The organism is Streptomyces peucetius (assembly GCF_025854275.1).
Lineage (GTDB): Bacteria > Actinomycetota > Actinomycetes > Streptomycetales > Streptomycetaceae > Streptomyces > Streptomyces peucetius_A.
In genome coordinates this window covers 5,814,006-5,833,889 of sequence record NZ_CP107567.1, presented here as the reverse complement: position 1 = coordinate 5,833,889, position 19,884 = coordinate 5,814,006, and the positions used below count along the sequence as shown (strand labels likewise).

Genomic DNA, 19,884 nt, shown 5'->3' with positions numbered 1-19,884 from the left:
AGGCGCACAGGTCATGGCATGCGCCGTGGCCGCCGGTCCACACCCCAGCCGCGGGCGGCCAGATGGTTGCTGCGACGTGCCCGCTGAGCTTGACGAGTAGGTGACAGCAGCGAGCCGTGCCTCCTCCCCCTGACCTCCCTGCGGCAAGGCCGACAAAGGATGTACCCCTGGCCCTTCAGTCCGCCAGGGGAGCCAGTTCTTCCCGCCCTCGTCGACGGCCTCCTTGAAGGCCTTCGCCGAATCCTCGTCGTCGTCGAAGCGCTCGTGCTGCCAGTCGCCGGTCCTCGAGCCACCGTCACGCCCACTTCACCTGGTCGCTGGTGATCTCACCGGCCTTGTTCTTGCGCGGAACAACGCTCGCCACGGCGAGAGACTGTAGCGCCGTGTTCCCACTACTCCACAAGAAGGAGGCGGGATTCTGCCGTTGTCCCAGTTCAGAGCTCCGACGCAAAACAACGGCCGGAGCCCCCGCACAGTGGGCTCCGGCCGCCGGTCGTGGCGTACGGGCGTTAGAGCGCCAGGCCGGTGAGGACCAGCACCCGCTCGTACGTGTAGTCGTCCATCGCGAACGCGACACCCTCGCGTCCGACGCCGGACTGCTTGGCGCCGCCGTAGGGCATCTGGTCGGCGCGGTAGGACGGGACGTCGCCGATGATCACGCCGCCGACCTCGAGAGCACGGTGGGCGCGGAAGGCGGTCTGGACGTCGTGCGTGAACACGCCCGCCTGGAGGCCGTACTTGGAGTCGTTGACCGCCGCGAAGGCCTCGTCCTCGCCGTCGACCCGGGTCACGGTCAGGACCGGTCCGAAGACCTCCTCGCAGGCGAGGGTGGCGTCGGCGGGGACGTCGGTCAGCACGGTGGGCGCGTAGGCGGCGCCGTCGCGCTTGCCGCCGGCGAGCAGCTTCGCGCCGCCCTGGACGGCCTCGTCCACCCAGGACTCCACGCGCTTGGCGGCATCCTCGCTGACCAGCGGGCCGACGTCGGTGGCGGCGTCGGACGGGTCGCCAGTGACCTGGGCCTCGACGGCAGCGACGATCTTCGGCAGGAGCCGGTCGTACACGGACGCGTCGGCGATCACGCGCTGCACGGAAATGCAGGACTGGCCGCCCTGGTAGTTGGAGAAGGTGGCGATACGGGTCGCCGCCCAGTCCAGGTCCTGCTCGGACGCGAAGTCGGCGAGGACGACGGCCGCGCCGTTGCCGCCGAGCTCCAGGGTGCAGTGCTTGCGCGGCACCGAGTCCATGATCGCGTAGCCGACCTTGTCCGAGCCGGTGAAGGAGATGACCGGCAGGCGCTCGTCCTTGACGAGGGCGGGCATCTGCTCGTTCGGGACCGTCAGCACGGACCAGGAACCGGCGGGCAGCTCGGTCTCGGCGAGCAGCTCGCCGAGGATCAGGCCGGACAGCGGGGTCGCCGGGGCCGGCTTGAGGATGATCGGCGCGCCGACGGCGATGGCCGGGGCGATCTTGTGGGCGCAGAGGTTGAGCGGGAAGTTGAACGGCGCGATGCCGAGCACGACGCCCTTGGGGAAGCGGCGGGTCAGCGCGAGCCGCCCCTGGCCGCCGGCGTCGGTGTCGAGCCGCTGTGCCTCGCCGCCGTTGAAGCGGCGTGCCTCCTCGGCGGCGAACCGGAAGACGGAGACGGCGCGGCCGACCTCGCCGCGTGCCCACTTGACCGGCTTGCCGTTCTCGGCGGAGATCAGCTGGGCGAGCTCTTCGGTGCGCTCGAGCAGCCGCTTCGACACGTGGTCGAGCGCGGCGGCGCGGACGTGGGCGGGCGTCGCGGCGAACTCGTCGCGCACGGCGTACGCGGCGGCGACGGCCTCCTCCACCTGGGCCTCGGTCGGTACGGAGACCCGGCCGACGAGGCGGCCGTCCCACGGGGAGGTGACGTCGAAGGCGGTCTCGCCGGTGGCCTGGCGGCCGGCGAGCCAGAAGGCGTGGGTGGAAGTCATGTGGGTCCCGGCCCTTCCGAAGTAGTGGGGTTTGCTCTCGGTCGTTCTCACCACACGGTAGGGCCGTCGGCCCTTCCGGTCGTTTGTCCGGCGTGGCGTAGTCGCCGGACCCGCCTGGCCTCTTTGGCGGGTCGATGGGGGCGGGCCGGAGTGGCGGGGCCATGGCCGCGGGGCGGGCGGCTGCCCCGCCGAGGCACAGTCAGCGGCGGCGCTCGGTGGAGACGATCAGGCAGACGCCTGCCACGACGACGGTGCCGCCCACCGCGATCGGCCAGGTCAGCCGCTCGTCGAGCACCAGTGCGCCGAGCAGCACGGCGACCACCGGATTGACGTACGCGTACGTGGCGACGAGCGAGAGCGGCGCGTTGTGCAGCAGCCAGGCGTACGCGGTGAACGCGAGCAGCGAACCGAAGACGACGAGGTAGGCGAGCGCGACCCAGGAGCGGGTCGAGACGTCACCGGGAGCGAAGCCGTGGAACTCGCCCCGGCCGAGCGCGACGAGGGCGCAGCCGATGCCGCCGGCCACCATCTCGTAGGCGCTGGCCGCGAACGGGTCGGACGGCATCGGGATGCGGGAGGACGAGAACGAGCCCACCGACCACATCACGGTGGCCACGATCACGGTGAGTACTCCCGCGATGCGCACGTCGCCGCTGAGGCCCGGCAGGGTCAGCACGGCGAGCCCGGCGAGACCGAGGACGACGCCCGCGTAGGCGCCTGCGCCGGGTCGTTCGCCGGACACCCGGCGCAGGACGACGACCCACGCGGGGACCACGGCGATCAGCAGCGCGGCGAGCCCGGACGGGATGGACGTCTCCGCGAGGACGACCAGGCCGTTGCCACCCAGGAGCAGCAGCAGGCCGACGACGGCCGCGGACGCGAGCTGCTTCTTCGTGACCTTGAGTGCCGAGGGGCCGCGCCGCCAGGCGACCAGGGCACCGAGGAGCAGACCGGCGACGACGAACCGGATCGCCGCCGAGACGAACGGCGGCATCGTCTCGACGACGATGCGGATGCCGAGATAGGTGGAGCCCCAGACGACGTAGACGATGGCGAGCGCCGCCCAGACGGCACCGGAGATCCGGTGGCGGGCGGGGATCGCGGGGGCCGAAAGAGCGGGCGCGGAGGCGCGGTTCTCGGGTGCCGATTCGGCGGCGGGGCTTGTCATGAGCAGGAGATTAGGCATCCCGAGACGGGAAGACCAAAAATCCTGCCCGCATTCGGGCAGGATTCCCGACGTACGGCCCGGGCTGCCCGAAGAGGCAGCGCTCCATGCCCTCGGCCGGCAGAGACCGGGCTGGACGGGGCAGGGCGGGCGACGTGATGGTGGAGACTCGGGCCACCGGTGCGGGTCAGGGGAGACGTCGATGAACGCGCACGAGCACAGCCACGAGCACGATCACGACCACGAGCGGGAGCACGACCACGGCCGCGGACGCGGATGCGACCGTGAGAACGCCGACGACCGCCGGAGCGAGGGTGCGCACGGCGCGCCGCCCGCCGACACGGCGCATGTGTTCCGCGCCGCCGCGGCCGGCCGCACCGACGTGGTCGGCGCCTCCGGCCTGGCGAACCGGCTCCGGCCGCGGCGGCCGAACCGGCAACGGCACCGCCGGCATCCCGCGACCGCCGCGTCCGTGCAGCGCGCCGCCGCGGAGGACGAGGAGGAGCAGCCGGCCGATGTACAGGGGTCCTTCGTCCAGCGGCGGCAGCGGCCGGCGCGGAGAAGGAGGAGGCCCCGCCCGCCTGAGCGGAGCGTCCTCCCCTACCGGGTGCGGCTCCCGTACGAGCCGGGGCCCGGCCAGGCATGGGTCATTACCGGGCCGGGGGCTGTTTCGGCGTCAGCCGACGGTGGCCTGCATCGTGCCGCCGAGGAAGAGCGACATCGAGTTCTTCGGCCGCCGGTCATGAACACCGGCGGCCATGACCGCGCTTTCATGACCGCCACCGGCCGTTGAGCGCCGTCACGAACCGGTACGCGCCTGCGGCTGCGACGGCGGCTCACCCGTCGCCTTGAGCGCGAGCCACAACTCCATGCGCACATCGGGGTCGTCGAGCGAGCGTCCGAGGATCTCCTCCACGCGGCGCATCCGGTAACGCAGCGTGTGACGGTGCACGCCGAGGTCCGCCGCGGCCGCGTCCCACTGGCCGTGCCGGGACAGCCAGGCCCGCAGCGAGGCGACCAGGTCGCCGCGTCCGGTCGCGTCGTGGTCGCGCAGCGCGCGCAGCATGCTGTCCGCGAAGGCACGCACGGCGTCGTCCCCGAGCAGCGGCAGGATGGAACCGGCCGCCAGTTCCTCGTGCTCGACGAGGGCCCGCCCCCGGCGGCGGGCGACGGCGAGCGCCTGCTCCGCCTGCTTGTACGCGCCGGCCGCCGCAGTGGGACCGGCCGGCGCGGAGAGCCCCACGAAGAGCTGCGCCTCGTCCGCGTCCTTGGCCCCGTACGCGCCCACGCACGCGGCGGCCACCGCGCCGCCGTCCACGGCGAGCACCACCATGCGGTCCTCCGTCCCGTCGGGCACCGCGAGGACGGTCTCCCCGGCCCGCGCGGCCGCCGACTCGACCGACTCGGCGAAGGCGCTCAAGGCGGCGGGGCGATCGCCCGTGGCAGGGTCCGGCTCACCGTCGGTCTCGACGATCAGCAGCCGGAACGGGGCGTCGAGCAGCCCGCCGTACAGATCGCCGGCGACGGCCCGGGCGTGGTCCGGCTGCCCGGACAGCAGCATGCGCAGCACCGCGGCACCCAGGCGCTGTTCGGCGGCCTGCAGCGACCGGGACCGCTCGGTCGACAGGGTCAGCAGGGCGACGGCGGAGTGCACCGCGTAGCGCTCGGCGGTGCCCAGCGGGGCGCCCGTCCCGACGGCGAGCGCGCCGCGGACCCGGCGCCCCGTGCCGAGCGACTGGAGCTCGACCCGGTCGTCGTCCTCCGTGCCGCCGACGACGGCGCTCGCGGGCGCGGCGCGCTCGCGCAGCCGCTCGACGTCGGCGGTGAGCCGGGCCGCGCGGCGGGCGGCCCACTCGGGCGCCGCGGCGACGACCGCGCCGGACGCGTCGTACAGCGCCGCCCAGCCGTCGACGTGCGCAGCGAGCCGTGCGACGACGGCACCCGGGCCTTCGGTGAGCGCGGCCCGGGTCAGCTCCCGCTGGGCCTCGAACCCGGCGGTCACGGCCCGGTACTGATCGGCGGCGATCGCCGCCGAGACGGCCTTGCTGATCGCGATGAACGGCGTGCGGCGCGGCACGGCGAGCAGCGGCAGCCCCTCCGCCCTGGCGGCCTCGACGAGCGCCTCGGGGATGTCGTCGTAGTACACGCCGACGGCGAAACCGAGTCCGACCACTCCTGCGCCCACCAGTCTGCGCACGTAGCGGCGCATGGCCTCGTGGTCCTCGGCGTCCAGCTTCATGGCCGTGACCAGCAGCAGCTCGCCGCCCTCCATGTACGGCACCGGGTCGGTGAGCTCGCTGACATGGGCCCACCGCACGGGTGTCTCGAGCCGGTCCTCCCCGGCGCGCACGGTGAGCTTCAGCGCCGAGTGCTGGACGAGCGAGGCGAGCGTGGGCGGCATGGAACCGGGGGCCCTTCGAGGCAGGAGACGGGGGTGAAGGATTTCGCCGCCCCGTATGAACGGCGTACTTCGATTCTGCCAGGGTGTCGCAGTCCCGGTCGCGCCGCTCAGGTCCGCAGATCCACCAGCAGCGGCGGAGCGTGTTCGCCTCGTACGGTCGTCAGCGACAGCACGGCGTGACCGGCGGGTACGGCGTGGGCGAGGTCGGACGCCGACCAGCGGGCGCGTTCCACCTCACGCACGGTGACCGCCTCGGCGGTGGGGGCCCTGCCGGTGACCAGGCGGCGCATCATGTGCAGCGCCTTGGTGAGGGGCTCGTCCGCGATGATCTGCCGGTTGGTGACGTCCCGGGTCTGGACCCACTCGGTGCCCCAGGTCTCCGCGAACCGGCCGCCGTCCCACGGGGCGAGCCCGGCGAAGGCCATCCGGCAGCCGACCGAGCCGAGCAGCGGGCCGCGCAGCGGCTCCGGCACGTCCTCCAGAGTGCGCAGCGCGAGGACGACCCCGGCATTGGCGGAGCGCAGCCGCTGCAGCGCCCGCACCGAGTCGGCGGTCACCGTGCTGGTCGCGTCGTCGAGCACCAGGCAGGCGAAGAGCGAGCGGTCCGAACGCGTGAGCGCGGCCTCTGTGAACTGGGCGAGCACCAGCCGGGCCATGATCCGCGACGCCTCCGCGTGGCCGCGCTCGGGAAGGTCGACGCGGACCCGCATGGGGTGCTCGATGGCGCGCAGGGAGAACGTCCGCCCGCCACCGTCGGTACGGAAGCACCGGGCGAACGCGGGCCGGTCGAGGAATGCGATCCGCTCGGACAGGAGCACACCGATGTCGTCGCCGCGGGCCGACTGCCGTTCCCTGGCGTCCAGTTCGCGCAGCTGCGCCGCCTCGCCCGCCTCTTCCAGGGCCGCCCGCAGCGCACCGAGCGCGGCGGGCGCGCCGCCGAGCAGCTCGCGCAGCTCCGGGACTGCGGGGAAGTGCCCGTGCACGCACCGGTAGGGGCCGATCAGCTGGGCCAGCGCGGTCGCGGCCCGCCGGCTGTCCCCGCCGGGCAGACCGGCGGCAAGGTCTCCCACGAGTGCTTCCGCGAGCATCCGTGCGGCCTCGTCGGGGTCCTGTGCACCGCCGTACAGGTCGAGGTCGTGCGTCGCCCCCGGCTGTCCGACGGAGATCACCAGATCGAAGTCCCCGTCGGGAACGACGGCGTTGCCGTGGGCGGTCACGGCGACGACGGCTACGCGGTTGGCGAGCGCCAACAGGCACAGGGACTCGACGACCGGCCGGACGAGCCGCACGCTCTTGCCGGACCCGGACGGGCCGACGGCCAGCAGCGACGTGCCCAGCAGGGCGGGCTCCAGAGCGACACCGGTGGTACGGCGGGCATACGGATTGCGTCCGTCGTCGACCACGGTGCCGATCCTGACCTGCCCGGTGGCCAGGTCGTGCGTCGCCGTACGCACCGGCAGATCCCGCAGCCCGGAAGGGTGGGCGCACGCGGCGGGGCCGTACCGGCGGACGGTGTCGACAAAGGCTGCGAGCCGCTCCGGCCGGGCATGAACGCCCTGCCAGGCGCGCCGGATCCGCGCGTAGTCCACGTCGCCGAGGCTCCCGGCCCGGGCGGCCTCCGCGAGCCGGTCGGCGCTCTCCGTCAGTCCGGCGCCGCGCAACTCCGGCCAGTCGGCCGGGTCCTTCGGCGGTGTCGGCCCGGCCACGGGCTCCGTTCCCGCCGCCCGCGCGCGCCTGCGCTGTACGACCGGCCAGGTGCCGACCCTCCCCACCACGGCAACCACCGCCGCCGCGAGGAGCAGGTAGTAGACGAAGTAGTAGGTCTGGGTGAACACCTCGGCATCCTTGATGTTCCGTGGCGTCTCGCGCCAGGCCCCCGGCAGGAACACGAACAACGGCCACAGCGGCACTCCGTACCGCTGCCAGACCTCTTTCCAGTTCCCGACCCGGCCGAAGCCGAAGGCGAGCAGCCCGAGCACGATGCCGTAGTAGAGATGGCCGGAGAGGGCGTACCACTCGACGTACGACCTGGGATCGGTCCGCCAGACGTCCGGCACGACCCACAGCATGGGCAGCAGCCACCAGTCCTCGACGAAGAACCACCATCCCTCGAGGTAGCCGTTCCACAGGAGCGACCAGAGCAGCCAGCCGCAGAGGTAGGCGACGAAGGCTCCGCTCAGGAGCTGCCTGGCAGGGACCAGGTCCGGCTCCTCGTCGGGCCGCGCCCGGTGGCCGAACCGCCAGATGCCGGGCTCCGCCTCGGGGCGCGGCGTGCGCAGCCAGTCGAGCACGGCGGGGCGGGTGGACGGGGCGTGGCCCGGCAGGGCGGGAGTGCCGGGCGGCACGGACGGCGGCTCCGCCGGCGGACCGGCAGGACGTGGCACGCGATCGGCGTGCGTGCCGCGTGCCTCGAATGTGCCTTCGGATTCCATGAAAACCGCTGCCCCCTGACCAGCCAGGCCCCGCTCTGTGCTCGATCAATCTAGTGCGTGAGCCCTTGGGCGGGCGGCAGACCCGGACAACGCCTTCCGGCGTGGCCCGGACCCCGGCCCCTCGCACCCGGCCGCACCCGGGCCACGCCAGGGAACCGGCCCGCTCGCGGGCCTATGGCCGTCGCGGACAACGACGCACCCCCAACACTCCCGATCGGCGCATGCCCGCCGCCCCGCCCCGCACCTAGCCTGCGGAGAAAGACAACAAGCGTCCGGATACACCCCCAGGAGCCCCGCATGACCGCAATCCCGCAGGAGCGCCGCGTCGTCACCGCCGTCCCCGGTCCGAAGTCGATCGAGCTGCAGGCCCGCCGCACGGCGACGGTCGCCGGTGGTGTGGGGTCCGTGCTGCCCGTGTTCACGGCCCGGGCCGGCGGCGGGATCATCGAGGACGTCGACGGCAACCGTCTGATCGACTTCGGCTCCGGCATCGCCGTGACCTCGGTCGGCGCGTCCGCCGAGGCCGTCGTGCGCCGGGCGAGCGCCCAGCTGCAGGACTTCACGCACACGTGCTTCATGGTGACCCCGTACGAGGGTTACGTGGAGGTATGCGAGAAGCTCGCCGAGCTGACCCCGGGCGACCACGCCAAGAAGTCCGCGCTGTTCAACAGCGGCGCCGAGGCCGTCGAGAACGCCGTCAAGATCGCCCGTGCGCACACCGGGCGCCAGGCCGTCGTGGTCTTCGACCACGGCTACCACGGCCGTACGAACCTCACGATGGCGCTGACCGCCAAGAACATGCCGTACAAGCACGGCTTCGGCCCGTTCGCGCCCGAGGTGTACCGCGTGCCGGTGGCGTACGGCTACCGCTGGCCGACCGGCCCGGAGAACTGTGGCCCGGAGGCCGCCGCCCAGGCGATCGACCAGATCACCAAGCAGGTCGGCGCTACGAGCGTCGCCGCGATCATCATCGAGCCGGTGCTCGGCGAGGGCGGCTTCATCGAGCCGGCGAAGGGCTTCCTGCCGGCGATCGTGAAGTTCGCCAACGACAACGGCATCGTGTTCGTCGCCGACGAGATCCAGTCCGGTTTCTGCCGCACCGGCCAGTGGTTCGCCTGCGAGGACGAGGGCATCGTCCCGGACCTCATCACCACGGCCAAGGGCATCGCCGGTGGTCTGCCGCTGGCTGCCGTGACCGGCCGCGCCGAGATCATGGACGCCCCGCACGCCGGCGGCCTCGGCGGCACGTACGGCGGCAACCCGGTGGCCTGTGCCGGTGCGCTCGGCGCCATCGAGACGATGAAGGAGCAGGACCTCATCGGCAAGGCGCGGCGGATCGAGGAGGTCATGAAGGGCCGCCTGGCCGCGATGCAGGAGAAGTACGAGGTCATCGGCGACATCCGGGGCCGCGGCGCGATGATCGCGATCGAGCTGGTGAAGGACCCGGCGACGAAGGAGCCGAACCCGGAGGCGGCCGGCGCGCTCGCCAAGGCGTGCCACGCCGAGGGTCTGCTCGTGCTGACCTGCGGCACGTACGGCAATGTGCTGCGCTTCCTGCCGCCGCTGGTGATCGGCGAGGACCTGCTGAACGAGGGTCTCGACATTCTCGAGCAGGCGTTCGCGCGCGTCTGACCGGCGGCGACGGAACCGCTCTGTGAAGAAGCTGTGGGGGGCCGATGGCGGGATGGGAATCCGGCTGTCGGTCCCCTTCTGCCTGGCGTACGGTTTCCGCAGATGAGAGAAACACCCCGCTCGCAGGAGACTGCGGGCGACCCCAGGCCGGAGCCTCCCCAGCCCCGACCTGATCGTGCCCTCGCGCACACCACTGGAGCTTCAGGCTCCGGAACTCCTCACCGATCGGATGGCCGCCCGCCCCAAACCCCCCGGGGCGCGCGGCACACCGGTCCGGCCGGCCATTTCGGAACCACCCCCCCTGTTCCGATGTGGCCGGCCTCTCGGCGTTCACGCACCGCCGTCGTTCTCTGTGTGGTGCTCTTCGCGGTGATCACCTGGCAGGTGGCGGTCGAAGGGCCTCTGCTCACCGCGGACGTGAGGCTCGGCCGCGCCCTGTTCGGCACCGGGCCTGCCGCTGTCGCGGAGCTGTTCGCGGATCTCGGCAACATGACCGTCGCGCTGCCCGTCCTGGCCGCGGCGGCCGGCTACGTCCTGGTGCGTGACCGGCGGCAGTGGCGGGCGGTGCTGACGGCGGTGTGCGTGATGGCGGCGGTGCCCGCGTTCGTGGTGCCGCTGAAGCTTCTGGTCGCGCGTCCGGCCCCGCTGGAGCCGGGCACCGGCTGGTATCCGTCGGGCCACACGGCGACCGCGATGGTGGCGTACGGCGCGGCGGCGCTGCTCGTCACGCCGTATCTGCGCCGGAGATGGGCGATGCCCGTCGCCGTGGTGCTGACGGTGGCGACGGGCATCGGTCTGGTGCTGCGCGGCTATCACTGGCCGCTGGACGTGCTCGGCAGTCTGTGCCTGTTCGGGGCGCTGCTGCCGGTGCTCAGTTCCACCGGTAGGCGTCGAAGTTCTTCGAGAACTCGTATTGGTTGAAGCGGTCCCAGTTGATGGACCAGGTCATCAGGCCGCAGGGCGGGCCCGCTGTCCCGTCGGGCTTCCGTGAGCTGGCGGCACTGCTCCGCGAACCCGGGAGCTGCCTTGCGCCCCTTGCGCCAGTTCGCATGCTGCTCGACGGCCAGATTCCACACGTACCGCGCATGCGCGCAGTGCAGGAGCATTTGCCGTGCCTGCTGCGGCATCGGGTACATACGGAAACGTGACATGCCGCCAACGTAGCCAGTCGGTCTCGTTCCCCTCCCGCCTCCGATCAGGCCCCACCCGAACGAGTGGACGACCACCCAGCCACCGGCCAGCGGCCCCGTCGCCCCCCGTGCTCCGGCCCGTCAGCCCGGTTCCCCACGCGCGATCCGCCGCCACCTCGTGCATCGCGAGTTCCAGCAGCGAGGGGTCGGTGAGAGTCCCCGACCCGTCCGGCGGGATCAGCCAGCGCACTCCCCCGGCCGTCCGGCCCGGGTACGGCACGGCGATCCAGGTGCCCTCCCCGGCGGCCCGGACGCCCGTGCCCAGCCACCGCCGGGCGGTGCCCGGCGGTACGAAGAAGCCCATGCGCGACTCGCCGAAGTCGGCCAGGACCGGGCCGGGCCGGAGTTACGTCCCGTCGTTCCGGTCCGGTCAGCTGTCGAAACCGAGACCCAGGCGGTCCATCGTCCGCAGCCACAGATTGCGCCGGCCGCCGTTGGCGTCCGCCCTGGCCATCGACCACTTGGTCAGGCCGATACCGGCCCAGGCCACCGGCTCGGGCGGGAACGGGAGCGGTTTGCTGCGGACCATCCCGAGCTCCGTCCGTTCGGTCCGCTCACCGGCCAGCAGGTCCAGCATCACGTCGGCGCCGAACCGGGTCGCGCCGACGCCCAGTCCCGTGAAGCCGGCCGCGTAGGCGACCCTCCCGGCGTGCGCGGTGCCGAAGAAGGCGGAGAAGCGCGTACAGGTGTCGATGGCACCGCCCCAGGTGTGGCTGAAGCGGAGCCCTTCGAGCTGCGGGAAGCAGCGGAAGAAGTGCGACGCGAGTTTGAGGTACGTCTCGGGCCGGTGGTCCATCTCGGCCCGCACCTTGCCGCCGAAGGGGTAGACCGCGTCGTAGCCGCCCCACAGGATGCGGTTGTCGGCGGTGATGCGGAAGTAGTGGAACTGGTTGGCGCTGTCGCCCAGCCCCTGGCGGCGTTTCCAGCCCACGGAGGCGAGTTGGGCGGCGCTGAGCGGCTCGGTCATCAGCGCGTAGTCGTAGACGGGGACGGTGTAGGCACGCACACGCCGGATCAGCGAGGGGAAGACGTTGGTGCCGAGGGCCACCCGGTGGGCGAGGACCCGACCGTACGGCGTGCGCACGACAATCCCGGGGCCGGAGGCCGCCAGCCTCAGGCCGGGGGTGTTCTCGTAGATGCGGACCCCCAGATCGAGGCAGGTCCGCTTCAGTCCCCAGGCCAGCTTCGCCGGGTGCAGCATCGCCACCCCCTGCCGGTCCCACAGCCCGCCGAGGAACGTCGGCGAGTCGACCTCCGCACGCACGGCCTCCGCGTCGAGGAGTTCGAGTCCCGTGAAGCCGAGGCGGGTCGCCTCTGCATGAGTCTCGTGCAGCTCGGCGAGCTGGTGGGGCTCGGTGGCGACGTCGATCTCGCCGGTGCGTTCGAAGTCGCAGTCGATTCCGTGGCGTGCGACGGTCTCCTCGATCGCGCCGAGGTTGCGCGCGCCGAGCTCCTCCAGCTTCGCCAGCTCGTCCGGCCAGCGGGCAAGGCCGTTGCCCAGGCCGTGGGTGAGAGAGGCGGCGCAGAAGCCGCCGTTGCGGCCGGAGGCGGCCCAGCCCGCCTCCCGGCCCTCGATCAGGACGACGTCCCGCCCGGGGTCCCGCTCCTTGGCGAGCAGCGCGGTCCACAGTCCGCTGTAGCCGCCGCCGACGACGAGGAGGTCGCACCGCTCGTCGCCGGCGAGAGCGGGCAGCGGGTCGGGCTTGCCGGGGTCCTCGAGCCAGAAGGGCGCCGGCCGGGCGTCGGAGAGCGATCCGGCAATGTTCATGGCTGCTGGGGCCATGGTTCCCACTCCTTCGTGCTACTGCGAAAGGGCGCGTTTCCTGCGGCGGCCGTTGACGACCTGGGTGCCCGCCACGATCAGTACGGCGACGGCGAACATGGCCGTACCGATGACGTTGATCTGCACGGGCGTACCGCGCTGGGCCGAACCCCACACGAACATGGGGAAGGTGACGGTGCTGCCCGAGTTGAAGTTGGTGATGATGAAGTCGTCGAAGGACAGGGCGAAGGCCAGCATCGCGCCCGCCGCGATGCCGGGTGCGGCAATCGGGAGGGTGACGCGCAGGAAGGTCTGCACGGGCCCCGCGTAGAGGTCCCGCGCCGCCTCCTCCAGCTTCGGGTCCATCGACATGACTCGTGCCTTCACCGCCACCACGACGAAGCTCAGACAGAACATGGTGTGGGCGATGAGGATCGTCCAGAAGCCCAGCTGCGCACCCATGTTGAGGAAGAGGGTGAGCAGCGAGGCGGCCATGACCACCTCCGGCATCGCCATCGGCAGGAAGATCAGCGAGTTGATCGTGCCGCGGGCCCGGAAGCGGTAGCGGACCAGCGCGAAGGCGATCATCCCGCCGAGCACCGTGGCCGCGATCGTCGCCCACAGCGCGATCTGCAGGGACAGCGTGAGCGAGCCGCACAGGTCGGCGACTCCGCAGGGGTCGCGCCACGCGTCGGTGGAGAACTCCCGCCAGGCGTAGTTGAAGCGCCCGGCCGGCTTGTTGAACGAGAACACCATCACGACGATGTTCGGCAGGATCAGATAGGCCAGCGTGAGCAGGCCCGCGATGACGACGAGATTGCGCTTCAGCCACTGCATCAGACCAGGTCCTCCGTTCCGGCCCGGCGGATGTAGACGGTGACCGTCAGCAGGACGATCGCCATCAGGATGAACGACAGCGCGGCCGCCGTCGGGTAGTCGAGGACGCGCAGGAACTGCGACTGGATGACGTTGCCGATCATGCGGGTGTCGGTGGAGCCCAGCAGTTGGGCGTTGACGTAGTCACCGCTTGCCGGGATGAACGTCAGCAGCGTTCCGGAGACCACGCCCGGCATGGACAGCGGGAAGGTCACCTTGCGGAAGGTGGTGGACGGCCTGGCGTACAGGTCGCCGGCCGCTTCGTGGAGCCGGGGGTCGATCCGCTCCAGCGAGGTGTAGAGCGGCAGGATCATGAACGGGAGGAAGTTGTACGTCAGACCGGTGACCACCGCGAGGGGTGTGGCGAGCACCCGGTCGCCCGCGGTCATGCCGAGCCAGCTGGTGACGTCCAGGAAGCCGACGGCGTTCAGGACCTCCACCACCGGGCCGCCGTCCGCGAGGATCGTCTTCCAGGCCAGCGTGCGGATCAGGAAGCTGGTGAAGAACGGTGCGATGACCAGCACCAGCAGCACATTGCGCCAGCGGCCGGCCCTGAACGCGATCAGGTATGCGAGCGGATAGCCGAGCAGCAGGCACAGGGCCGTCGCGGTGCCCGCGTAGAGCAGCGAGCGCAGGAACTGCGGGTAGTACTCGCTCAGCGCTTCCCAGTAGGTGGCGAAGTGCCAGGTGACCCGGTAGCCCTCCTCCAGGGAGCCCGTCTGGACGGACGTCGACGCCTGGTAGACGAGCGGCAGCGCGAAGAAGACGACGAGCCACAGGATGCCGGGCAGCAGCAGCCAGTACGGGATCAGCCTGCGGCGCACTCGGGTGCGGTGGACGCGTGGCTGCGCCGGGGCCGGGGAGGCGGGCGGCGCCTCGGTGACGGTCATGCCGTCTCCCCCACCGTCTCGACTCCGGCGTCGATGGCCTGGGTGGCGTCCAGTCCGAAGGTGTGCTCCGGGTTCCAGTGCAGGACGACCTCGGCGCCGGGTGCGAGGCCCGTCCGGTGCTCGACGTTCTGTGCGTAGACCTCGAGTCCCTTGCCGGCCGGGCTCTCGACGACGTACTGCGTGGAGACGCCGATGAAGGAGGAGTCGAGGATGCGGCCGGTGACGGCGTTGCGGCCGGCGGGGACGGCGTCCGCCTCCGCTGCGGGGGTGAGCGAGATCTTCTCCGGGCGGACGCCGACGAGAAGCTTCCCGCCGGTGGACGTGGAGTCCGGGCAGCGTCCGGACGGCAGCCGGAGCTTGCCGCCGCCGGCGGTGACGACGACCTCGCCACCGGTGTTCTGGACGACCTCCGCCTCGATCAGGTTGGAGGTGCCGAGGAAGTTGGCGACGAACGTGGTCCGCGGGTTCTCGTACAGCTCCGCCGGCGCGCCGAGCTGCTCGACCCTGCCCGCGTTCATCACCGCGACGGTGTCGGCCATGGTCATGGCCTCCTCCTGGTCGTGGGTGACATGGACGAAGGTGATCCCGACCTCGGTCTGGATGCGTTTGAGCTCCAGCTGCATCTGCCGGCGCAGCTTGAGGTCGAGGGCGCCGAGCGGCTCGTCGAGCAGCAGGACCTGCGGGTGGTTGATGAGCGCGCGGGCGACGGCGACCCGCTGCTGCTGACCACCGGAGAGCTGGTGCGGCTTGCGCTGTGCGAAGTCGCCGAGCTGGACGAGCTCCAGCATGTCGTCGACCTGCTTCTTCACGGACTTGATGCCGCGGCGGCGCAGTCCGAAGGCGACGTTGTCGTAGATGTTCAGATGGGGGAAGAGCGCGTAGCTCTGGAAGACCGTGTTGACGGGGCGTTTGTGCGGCGGGAGGCCGGTGACGTCCTTGTCGCCGAGCCGGACGGTGCCCGTCGTGGGGTCCTCGAGTCCGGCGATCATCCGCAGCGTGGTGGTCTTGCCGCAGCCCGAGGCGCCGAGCAGGGCGAAGAACGAGCCCTGCGGCACGGTCAGGTCCAGCGGATGAACGGCCGTGAAGGAGCCGTAGGTCTTGCTGATCCCGGAGAGGCGGACGTCGCCGCCCGCTTGCTTGTCAGTCATGGGTCGCGATCCCAGGTGTGTCGGGGGAAGGGGACAAGACGATCAGGCGCCGATGAGCTTGGCGAACTTCTCCTCGTACGCCGTCTCCTCCGCGGAGGAGAGGGAGCGGAACGAGTGGGACTTGGCGGCCATGGCCTCGTCCGGAATGATCAGCGGATTCGTGGCCAGCTCGGGGTCGATCTTGGCGAGTTCGGCGCCGACTCCGGCGACCGGGCACACATAGTTGATGTACGCGGCGAGCTGTGCGGCGACCGGGAGCTCGTAGTAGTAGTCGATCAGCCGGGTGGCGTTCTTGCGGTGCCTGGCCTGCGCCGGGACCAGCAGGTTGTCGGTGGCCGTGACATAACCGGCGGCGGGGATGGCGTACTTGATGTCCGGGTTGTCGGCCTGGAGCTGGATGACGTCACCGGCCCAGGCGAGACAGGCGGCGATGTCGCCCTTGGCCAGGTCCGCGGTGTAGTCGTTGCCGGTGAAGCGGCGGATCTGGTTCTTGTCGACACCTTTCTGGAGCCGGCCGACGGCGGCGTCGAAGTCGGCGTCGGTGAAGGTGCCGGGGTCCTTGCCCATGTCGAGCAGGGTCATGCCGATCGTGTCGCGCATCTCGGTGAGGAAACCGACCCGGCCCTTGAGCGTCGGGTCGTCGAGCAGCTGGGTGACCGAGTCGACCTTGCGTCCGCGGGTCGCCTTGGCGTTGTAGGCGACGACGCAGGGGATGCCGGTCCACGGGTACGAGTAGGCCCGGCCCGGGTCCCAGTCCACGGTGCGGAACTGGGAGGAGAGGTTGGCGTAGGCGTGCGGCAGCAGCGAGGGGTCGAGCTTCTGCGCCCATCCGAGCCGGATGATCCGGGCGGCCAGCCAGTCGGTGACGTTGATCAGGTCGCGGCCGGTGTCCTGGCCGGCCGCGAGCTGCGGCTGGATCTTGCCGAAGAACTCGACGTTGTCATTGATGTCCTCGGTGTACTTGACCTTGATCCCGGTGCGCCTGGTGAACGCCTCGAGGGTGGGGCGGCTCTTCCCGTCCTCGCTGGTGTCCATGTACTCGGTCCAGTTGGAGAAGTTGACCTGTTTCTCCTTGTCCGAGTGGTCGTCGGAGTCCGCTGCTCCGCCTTCCCGCTTGGCGGGCGGGATGCCGCAGCCGCTGAGGATTCCGGCGCCGCCGACGGCGAACACGCCGGCGCCGGAGGCGCGCAGCAGCGAACGGCGGGAGAGGGCCCCCCGTCCGCTGGTCAGGCTGCGCCGCATGGCCGCCAGCTGGGCCGCTGAGAGGCGCTCGGTCTCGTACTGCTCCATGACGCTCTGCCCTTTCGGGTGGATGGCCGCCGCAGTCGCGGCCGCCGGCTATCGGCCTTGGAAGATCGTGCGGTGCCAGTCCTTGCGGACGACGGCGGTGTTGTCGTACATCACATGCTTGACCTGCGTGTACTCCTCGAAGGAGTACGCCGACATGTCCTTTCCGAAGCCACTGGCCCGGTATCCGCCGTGCGGCATCTCGCTGAGGATCGGGATGTGGTCGTTGACCCACACGCAGCCCGCCCTGATCTCCCGGGTGGCACGACCGGCACGGTAGACGTCCCGGGTCCAGGCGGACGCGGCCAGCCCGTACGGAGTGTCGTTGGCCAGCGCGATGCCCTCGTCGTCGGTGTCGAAGGGCAGTACCACAAGGACGGGTCCGAAGATCTCGGACTGCACGATCTCGCTGTCCTGGGCGGCGCCGGTGACGAGGGTGGGCCGGTAGAAGGCACCGTTCTTCAGGTCGCCCTGGGGGGCTTCGCCGCCGGTGACGACGGTGGCGTAGGCGCGGGCCCGGTCGACGAAGGCGGCGACCCGGTCGCGCTGCGCGTGGGAGACGAGCGGGCCGAGGTCGGTGCCCGGGTCGAAGGGGTCGCCGAGCCGGACCGTCGCCATCAGGTCGGCGACGGCGGCGACGAACGCGTCGTACAGGGGCCGCTGGACGTAGGCGCGGGTGGCGGCGGTGCAGTCCTGCCCGGTGTTGATGAGCGACCCGGCGACGGCCCCGTGCGCGGCGGCGTCGAGGTCGGCGTCGTCGAAGACCACGAAGGGGGCTTTGCCGCCGAGTTCGAGGTGGAGGCGCTTGACGGTGTCGGTGGCGATGCGTGCGACGCGTTTGCCGACGGCGGTCGAGCCGGTGAAGGAGGTCATGGCGATGTCCGGGTGGCCGACGAGGTGCTCCCCGGCGTCCCTGCCGGCACCGCTGACGATGTTGACGACGCCGTCGGGGATGCCTGCCTCGGTGGCCGCCTGGGCGAACATCAGCGAGGTGAGCGGGGTGATCTCGGCGGGCTTGAGAACGATGGTGTTGCCCGCGGCGACGGCCGGCAGGACCTTCCACGCGGCCATCTGCAGCGGGTAGTTCCACGGGGCGATGGAACCGACCGTGCCGATCGGCTCGCGGCGTACGTACGAGGTGTGGTCACCGCTGTACTCGCCGGCGGACTGCCCCTGGAGGTGGCGGGCCGCGCCGGCGAAGAAGGCGGTGTTGTCGACGGTGCCGGGGACGTCGAACTCCGTACTCAGTCTGACGGGCTTGCCGCACTGCAGCGATTCCGCGCCTGCGAACTCCTCCGCCTGGTCGGCGAGGACTCCCGCGAACCGGTGCAGCGCGTCGGAGCGCTCTGCCGGGGTGGCTCCTGCCCAGCCGGGCAGGGCGTCCCGGGCGGCGGCGACGGCCGCGTCCACGTCGGCGGTGCCGGCAAGTTCGTAGGTGTGGACCGTCTCGCCCGTGGCCGGGTCGACGATGTCCTGTGTGCGTCCCGAGGTGCCGGATCGCAGTGTGCCTGCGATGTACTGCGCGCCGGCCGCGAAGCGGTCCTGCGTCCGGTAGCGGTTGCCCATAAGCGGTCTCCGTTGTCCCAGCTCGAATGGAGTGCCGATCCTGACAGAGGGTGACCTACGCAACAAGGGATTCCGTTGTTGCCTTTTGGTTACGCGACGGAATCGGTCGACCATGTGTCGCGTCACGGCGCCACTCGCAGGACGAGGTGTCAGTGGCGGCTGCCACACTCGTGTGTCATGGGGATCGACGAGCTGATCAAGCGGACGGCCGAGGGGCAGCGGGTGAAGTACCTGCACTTCTGGGGGCACCGGGCACGTGCGGACGGCACCGTCGGAGCGGGCTGCCTCAGTCAGTGGTGGCCGTCGCCGTTCGAGGTGGACGGCGTGCGGTACGAGACGGCGGAGCACTGGATGATGGCGTCCAAGGCCCGGCTGTTCGGCGACGCGGAAGCGGAGCGGGCGGCCCTGGGCGCGCGGACACCGGCGGAGGCCAAGAAGGCGGGGAGGCTGGTACGGGGCTTCGACGACGCCATATGGAAGCGCGAGCGGTTCGCCGTCGTGCGCTCGGGCAGTGTCCACAAGTTCGGACAGGACGCGGCGCTGCGCGACTTCCTGCTGACCACGGGGGACCGGGTGCTCGTCGAGGCCAGCCCCATGGACCGCATCTGGGGCATCGGGCTGGCCGCGGACGACGAGCGGGCGCAGGACCCCGCGCGCTGGCGCGGGCTCAACCTGCTGGGATTCGCGCTGATGGAGGCGCGCGAGGAACTACGGAGCAGGGTCAGCGGGTGACGTCGACGACCAGGTGGTTCGAGTAGCTGTCGTAGTCGTAGTCGTAGCTGTCCCGCTTGTTCTCCTCGTTGATCGCCGTGGTGATGCCCCAGGCGATCAACGCGATGACGACGGCCCCGATGACGATGCCGCACACGCCGAGGATGATGCCCGCCAGGGCCATGCCGCCGTTGGTGGCCTCGCCCCGCTGGGCACGCTTGCGGCCCAGGATGCCGAAGATCAGCGCGAGGACGCCGAGGATGATGGCGACGATGCCGTACAGACAGAAGAGGCAGACGGACAGGATGCCGAGCACCATCGCCGTGATGCCCATGCCGTTGGCCGGCTGCTGCTGCCACCCGGCGGCCGCCTGGCCGTATCCCGGGTAGCCCGGGTGGCCGGGACCGTACGGGTCGGGCGCGCCGTATCCCGGGGCGCCGGCGGCCGGGGGCTGCGGCAGGCTCGGGGCGGCCGGGTATCCGTAGGCTCCTGCGGCGGGTTGGCCGGGCGCGGGGCCGCCGGGTGCGACGGGCGGCGGCGGCACCGAGCCGGTGTCGTCGGCGCCGGGCATCGAGATGACCGTCGGCTGGTCGTGCACGCCGGGCGGCGGGGTGGCCGCCGGCTTGTCCATGGGCACCTTGCCGGCTGCGCCGCCGCTCTCCGGCGGAGCCCACGGGTCGTTCGGCTGGGGCCCCCCGGGCGGCTGGACCTGATTGTCGGACATGGTTCTCCCCCATCGGTGGTCCGGCCATGTTACGGCCTCGGCTTCACCCTCCGGAGGGGCGCCTACGATGATCCCCTGGCAGCACGCCGCCCGGCGCACAGGACCTGCCCACGAGCAGGAGCGGCACGTCCCACTTGGAGGAACC

The 19,884-nt window shown here is 71.5% G+C and carries 16 protein-coding genes and 1 pseudogene; 4 read left to right on the top strand and 13 right to left on the bottom strand.

The window, feature by feature from the left end; genetic code table 11:
* Positions 1–509: 509 nt before the first annotated feature.
* On the bottom strand, positions 510–1,955 hold the full coding sequence (locus OGH68_RS26820) for an aldehyde dehydrogenase family protein (protein ID WP_264247552.1): 1,446 nt from the start codon (positions 1,953–1,955) through the stop codon (positions 510–512).
* A 199-nt stretch (positions 1,956–2,154) separates the two neighbouring features.
* Entirely contained in the window at positions 2,155–3,123 is a 969-nt protein-coding gene (locus OGH68_RS26815; protein ID WP_264247551.1) for an EamA family transporter, read from the bottom strand.
* Positions 3,124–3,322: 199 nt separating this feature from the next.
* On the opposite strand from OGH68_RS26815, the gene OGH68_RS26810 reads away from it, so the two are divergent.
* Positions 3,323–3,913 (top strand): hypothetical protein, encoded by a 591-nt coding sequence (locus OGH68_RS26810; protein WP_264247550.1) that lies wholly within the window; start codon positions 3,323–3,325, stop codon positions 3,911–3,913.
* Between the two features lie 6 nt (positions 3,914–3,919).
* Here the strand turns inward: OGH68_RS26810 and OGH68_RS26805 are convergent, their stop codons facing one another.
* Complete coding sequence (locus tag OGH68_RS26805) at positions 3,920–5,521, bottom strand: PucR family transcriptional regulator (protein ID WP_264247548.1); 1,602 nt, start codon at positions 5,519–5,521, stop codon at positions 3,920–3,922.
* Positions 5,522–5,628: 107 nt separating this feature from the next.
* Positions 5,629–7,590 (bottom strand): ATP/GTP-binding protein, encoded by a 1,962-nt coding sequence (locus OGH68_RS26800; protein WP_413471127.1) that lies wholly within the window; start codon positions 7,588–7,590, stop codon positions 5,629–5,631.
* A gap of 660 nt (positions 7,591–8,250) precedes the next feature.
* On the opposite strand from OGH68_RS26800, the gene gabT reads away from it, so the two are divergent.
* Together gabT and OGH68_RS26790 are read left to right on the top strand one after the other, a co-directional pair.
* Complete coding sequence (gabT, locus tag OGH68_RS26795) at positions 8,251–9,585, top strand: 4-aminobutyrate--2-oxoglutarate transaminase (protein ID WP_264247546.1); 1,335 nt, start codon at positions 8,251–8,253, stop codon at positions 9,583–9,585.
* A 102-nt stretch (positions 9,586–9,687) separates the two neighbouring features.
* A complete protein-coding gene (locus tag OGH68_RS26790) occupies positions 9,688–10,506 on the top strand; it encodes a phosphatase PAP2 family protein (protein ID WP_264247545.1) in 819 nt (272 codons plus the stop codon).
* Here the strand turns inward: OGH68_RS26790 and OGH68_RS26785 are convergent.
* From OGH68_RS26785 to OGH68_RS26750, 8 genes and pseudogenes are all read right to left on the bottom strand, one after another.
* The gene (locus OGH68_RS26785; protein ID WP_264250315.1) at positions 10,398–10,721 is read right to left on the bottom strand and encodes a helix-turn-helix domain-containing protein; all 324 of its coding nucleotides are present in this window, start codon (positions 10,719–10,721) and stop codon (positions 10,398–10,400) included. The two genes, OGH68_RS26790 and OGH68_RS26785, sit on opposite strands and share 109 nt — an antisense overlap.
* 151 nt (positions 10,722–10,872) lie before the next feature.
* Positions 10,873–11,118 (bottom strand): annotated as a pseudogene (locus OGH68_RS26780) (hypothetical protein); the annotation flags it as partial.
* A 27-nt stretch (positions 11,119–11,145) separates the two neighbouring features.
* Entirely contained in the window at positions 11,146–12,558 is a 1,413-nt protein-coding gene (locus OGH68_RS26775) for an NAD(P)/FAD-dependent oxidoreductase (RefSeq protein ID WP_264247544.1), read from the bottom strand.
* An 18-nt stretch (positions 12,559–12,576) separates the two neighbouring features.
* The gene (locus tag OGH68_RS26770) at positions 12,577–13,374 is read right to left on the bottom strand and encodes an ABC transporter permease (protein ID WP_264247543.1); all 798 of its coding nucleotides are present in this window, start codon (positions 13,372–13,374) and stop codon (positions 12,577–12,579) included.
* On the bottom strand, positions 13,374–14,303 hold the full coding sequence (locus OGH68_RS26765; protein ID WP_264247541.1) for an ABC transporter permease: 930 nt from the start codon (positions 14,301–14,303) through the stop codon (positions 13,374–13,376). Before OGH68_RS26765 ends, OGH68_RS26770 begins: the two co-directional genes overlap by 1 nt.
* Entirely contained in the window at positions 14,300–15,451 is a 1,152-nt protein-coding gene (locus OGH68_RS26760; RefSeq protein ID WP_264247540.1) for an ABC transporter ATP-binding protein, read from the bottom strand. The genes OGH68_RS26765 and OGH68_RS26760 overlap by 4 nt, the downstream gene beginning before the upstream one ends.
* Before the next feature lie 42 nt (positions 15,452–15,493).
* Complete coding sequence (locus tag OGH68_RS26755) at positions 15,494–16,741, bottom strand: spermidine/putrescine ABC transporter substrate-binding protein (RefSeq protein WP_264247539.1); 1,248 nt, start codon at positions 16,739–16,741, stop codon at positions 15,494–15,496.
* Between the two features lie 48 nt (positions 16,742–16,789).
* On the bottom strand, positions 16,790–18,304 hold the full coding sequence (locus OGH68_RS26750; RefSeq protein WP_264247538.1) for a gamma-aminobutyraldehyde dehydrogenase: 1,515 nt from the start codon (positions 18,302–18,304) through the stop codon (positions 16,790–16,792).
* Between the two features lie 177 nt (positions 18,305–18,481).
* Here OGH68_RS26750 and OGH68_RS26745 point away from each other — a divergent pair, with 177 nt between their 5' ends.
* Positions 18,482–19,036: an NADAR family protein gene (locus tag OGH68_RS26745; protein ID WP_264247537.1), complete on the top strand. Its 555-nt coding sequence runs from the start codon at positions 18,482–18,484 to the stop codon at positions 19,034–19,036.
* On the opposite strand, the gene OGH68_RS26740 is transcribed toward OGH68_RS26745, so the two are convergent.
* The gene (locus OGH68_RS26740) at positions 19,026–19,739 is read right to left on the bottom strand and encodes a DUF4190 domain-containing protein (protein ID WP_264247535.1); all 714 of its coding nucleotides are present in this window, start codon (positions 19,737–19,739) and stop codon (positions 19,026–19,028) included. The two genes, OGH68_RS26745 and OGH68_RS26740, sit on opposite strands and share 11 nt — an antisense overlap.
* Positions 19,740–19,884 lie beyond the last annotated feature (145 nt).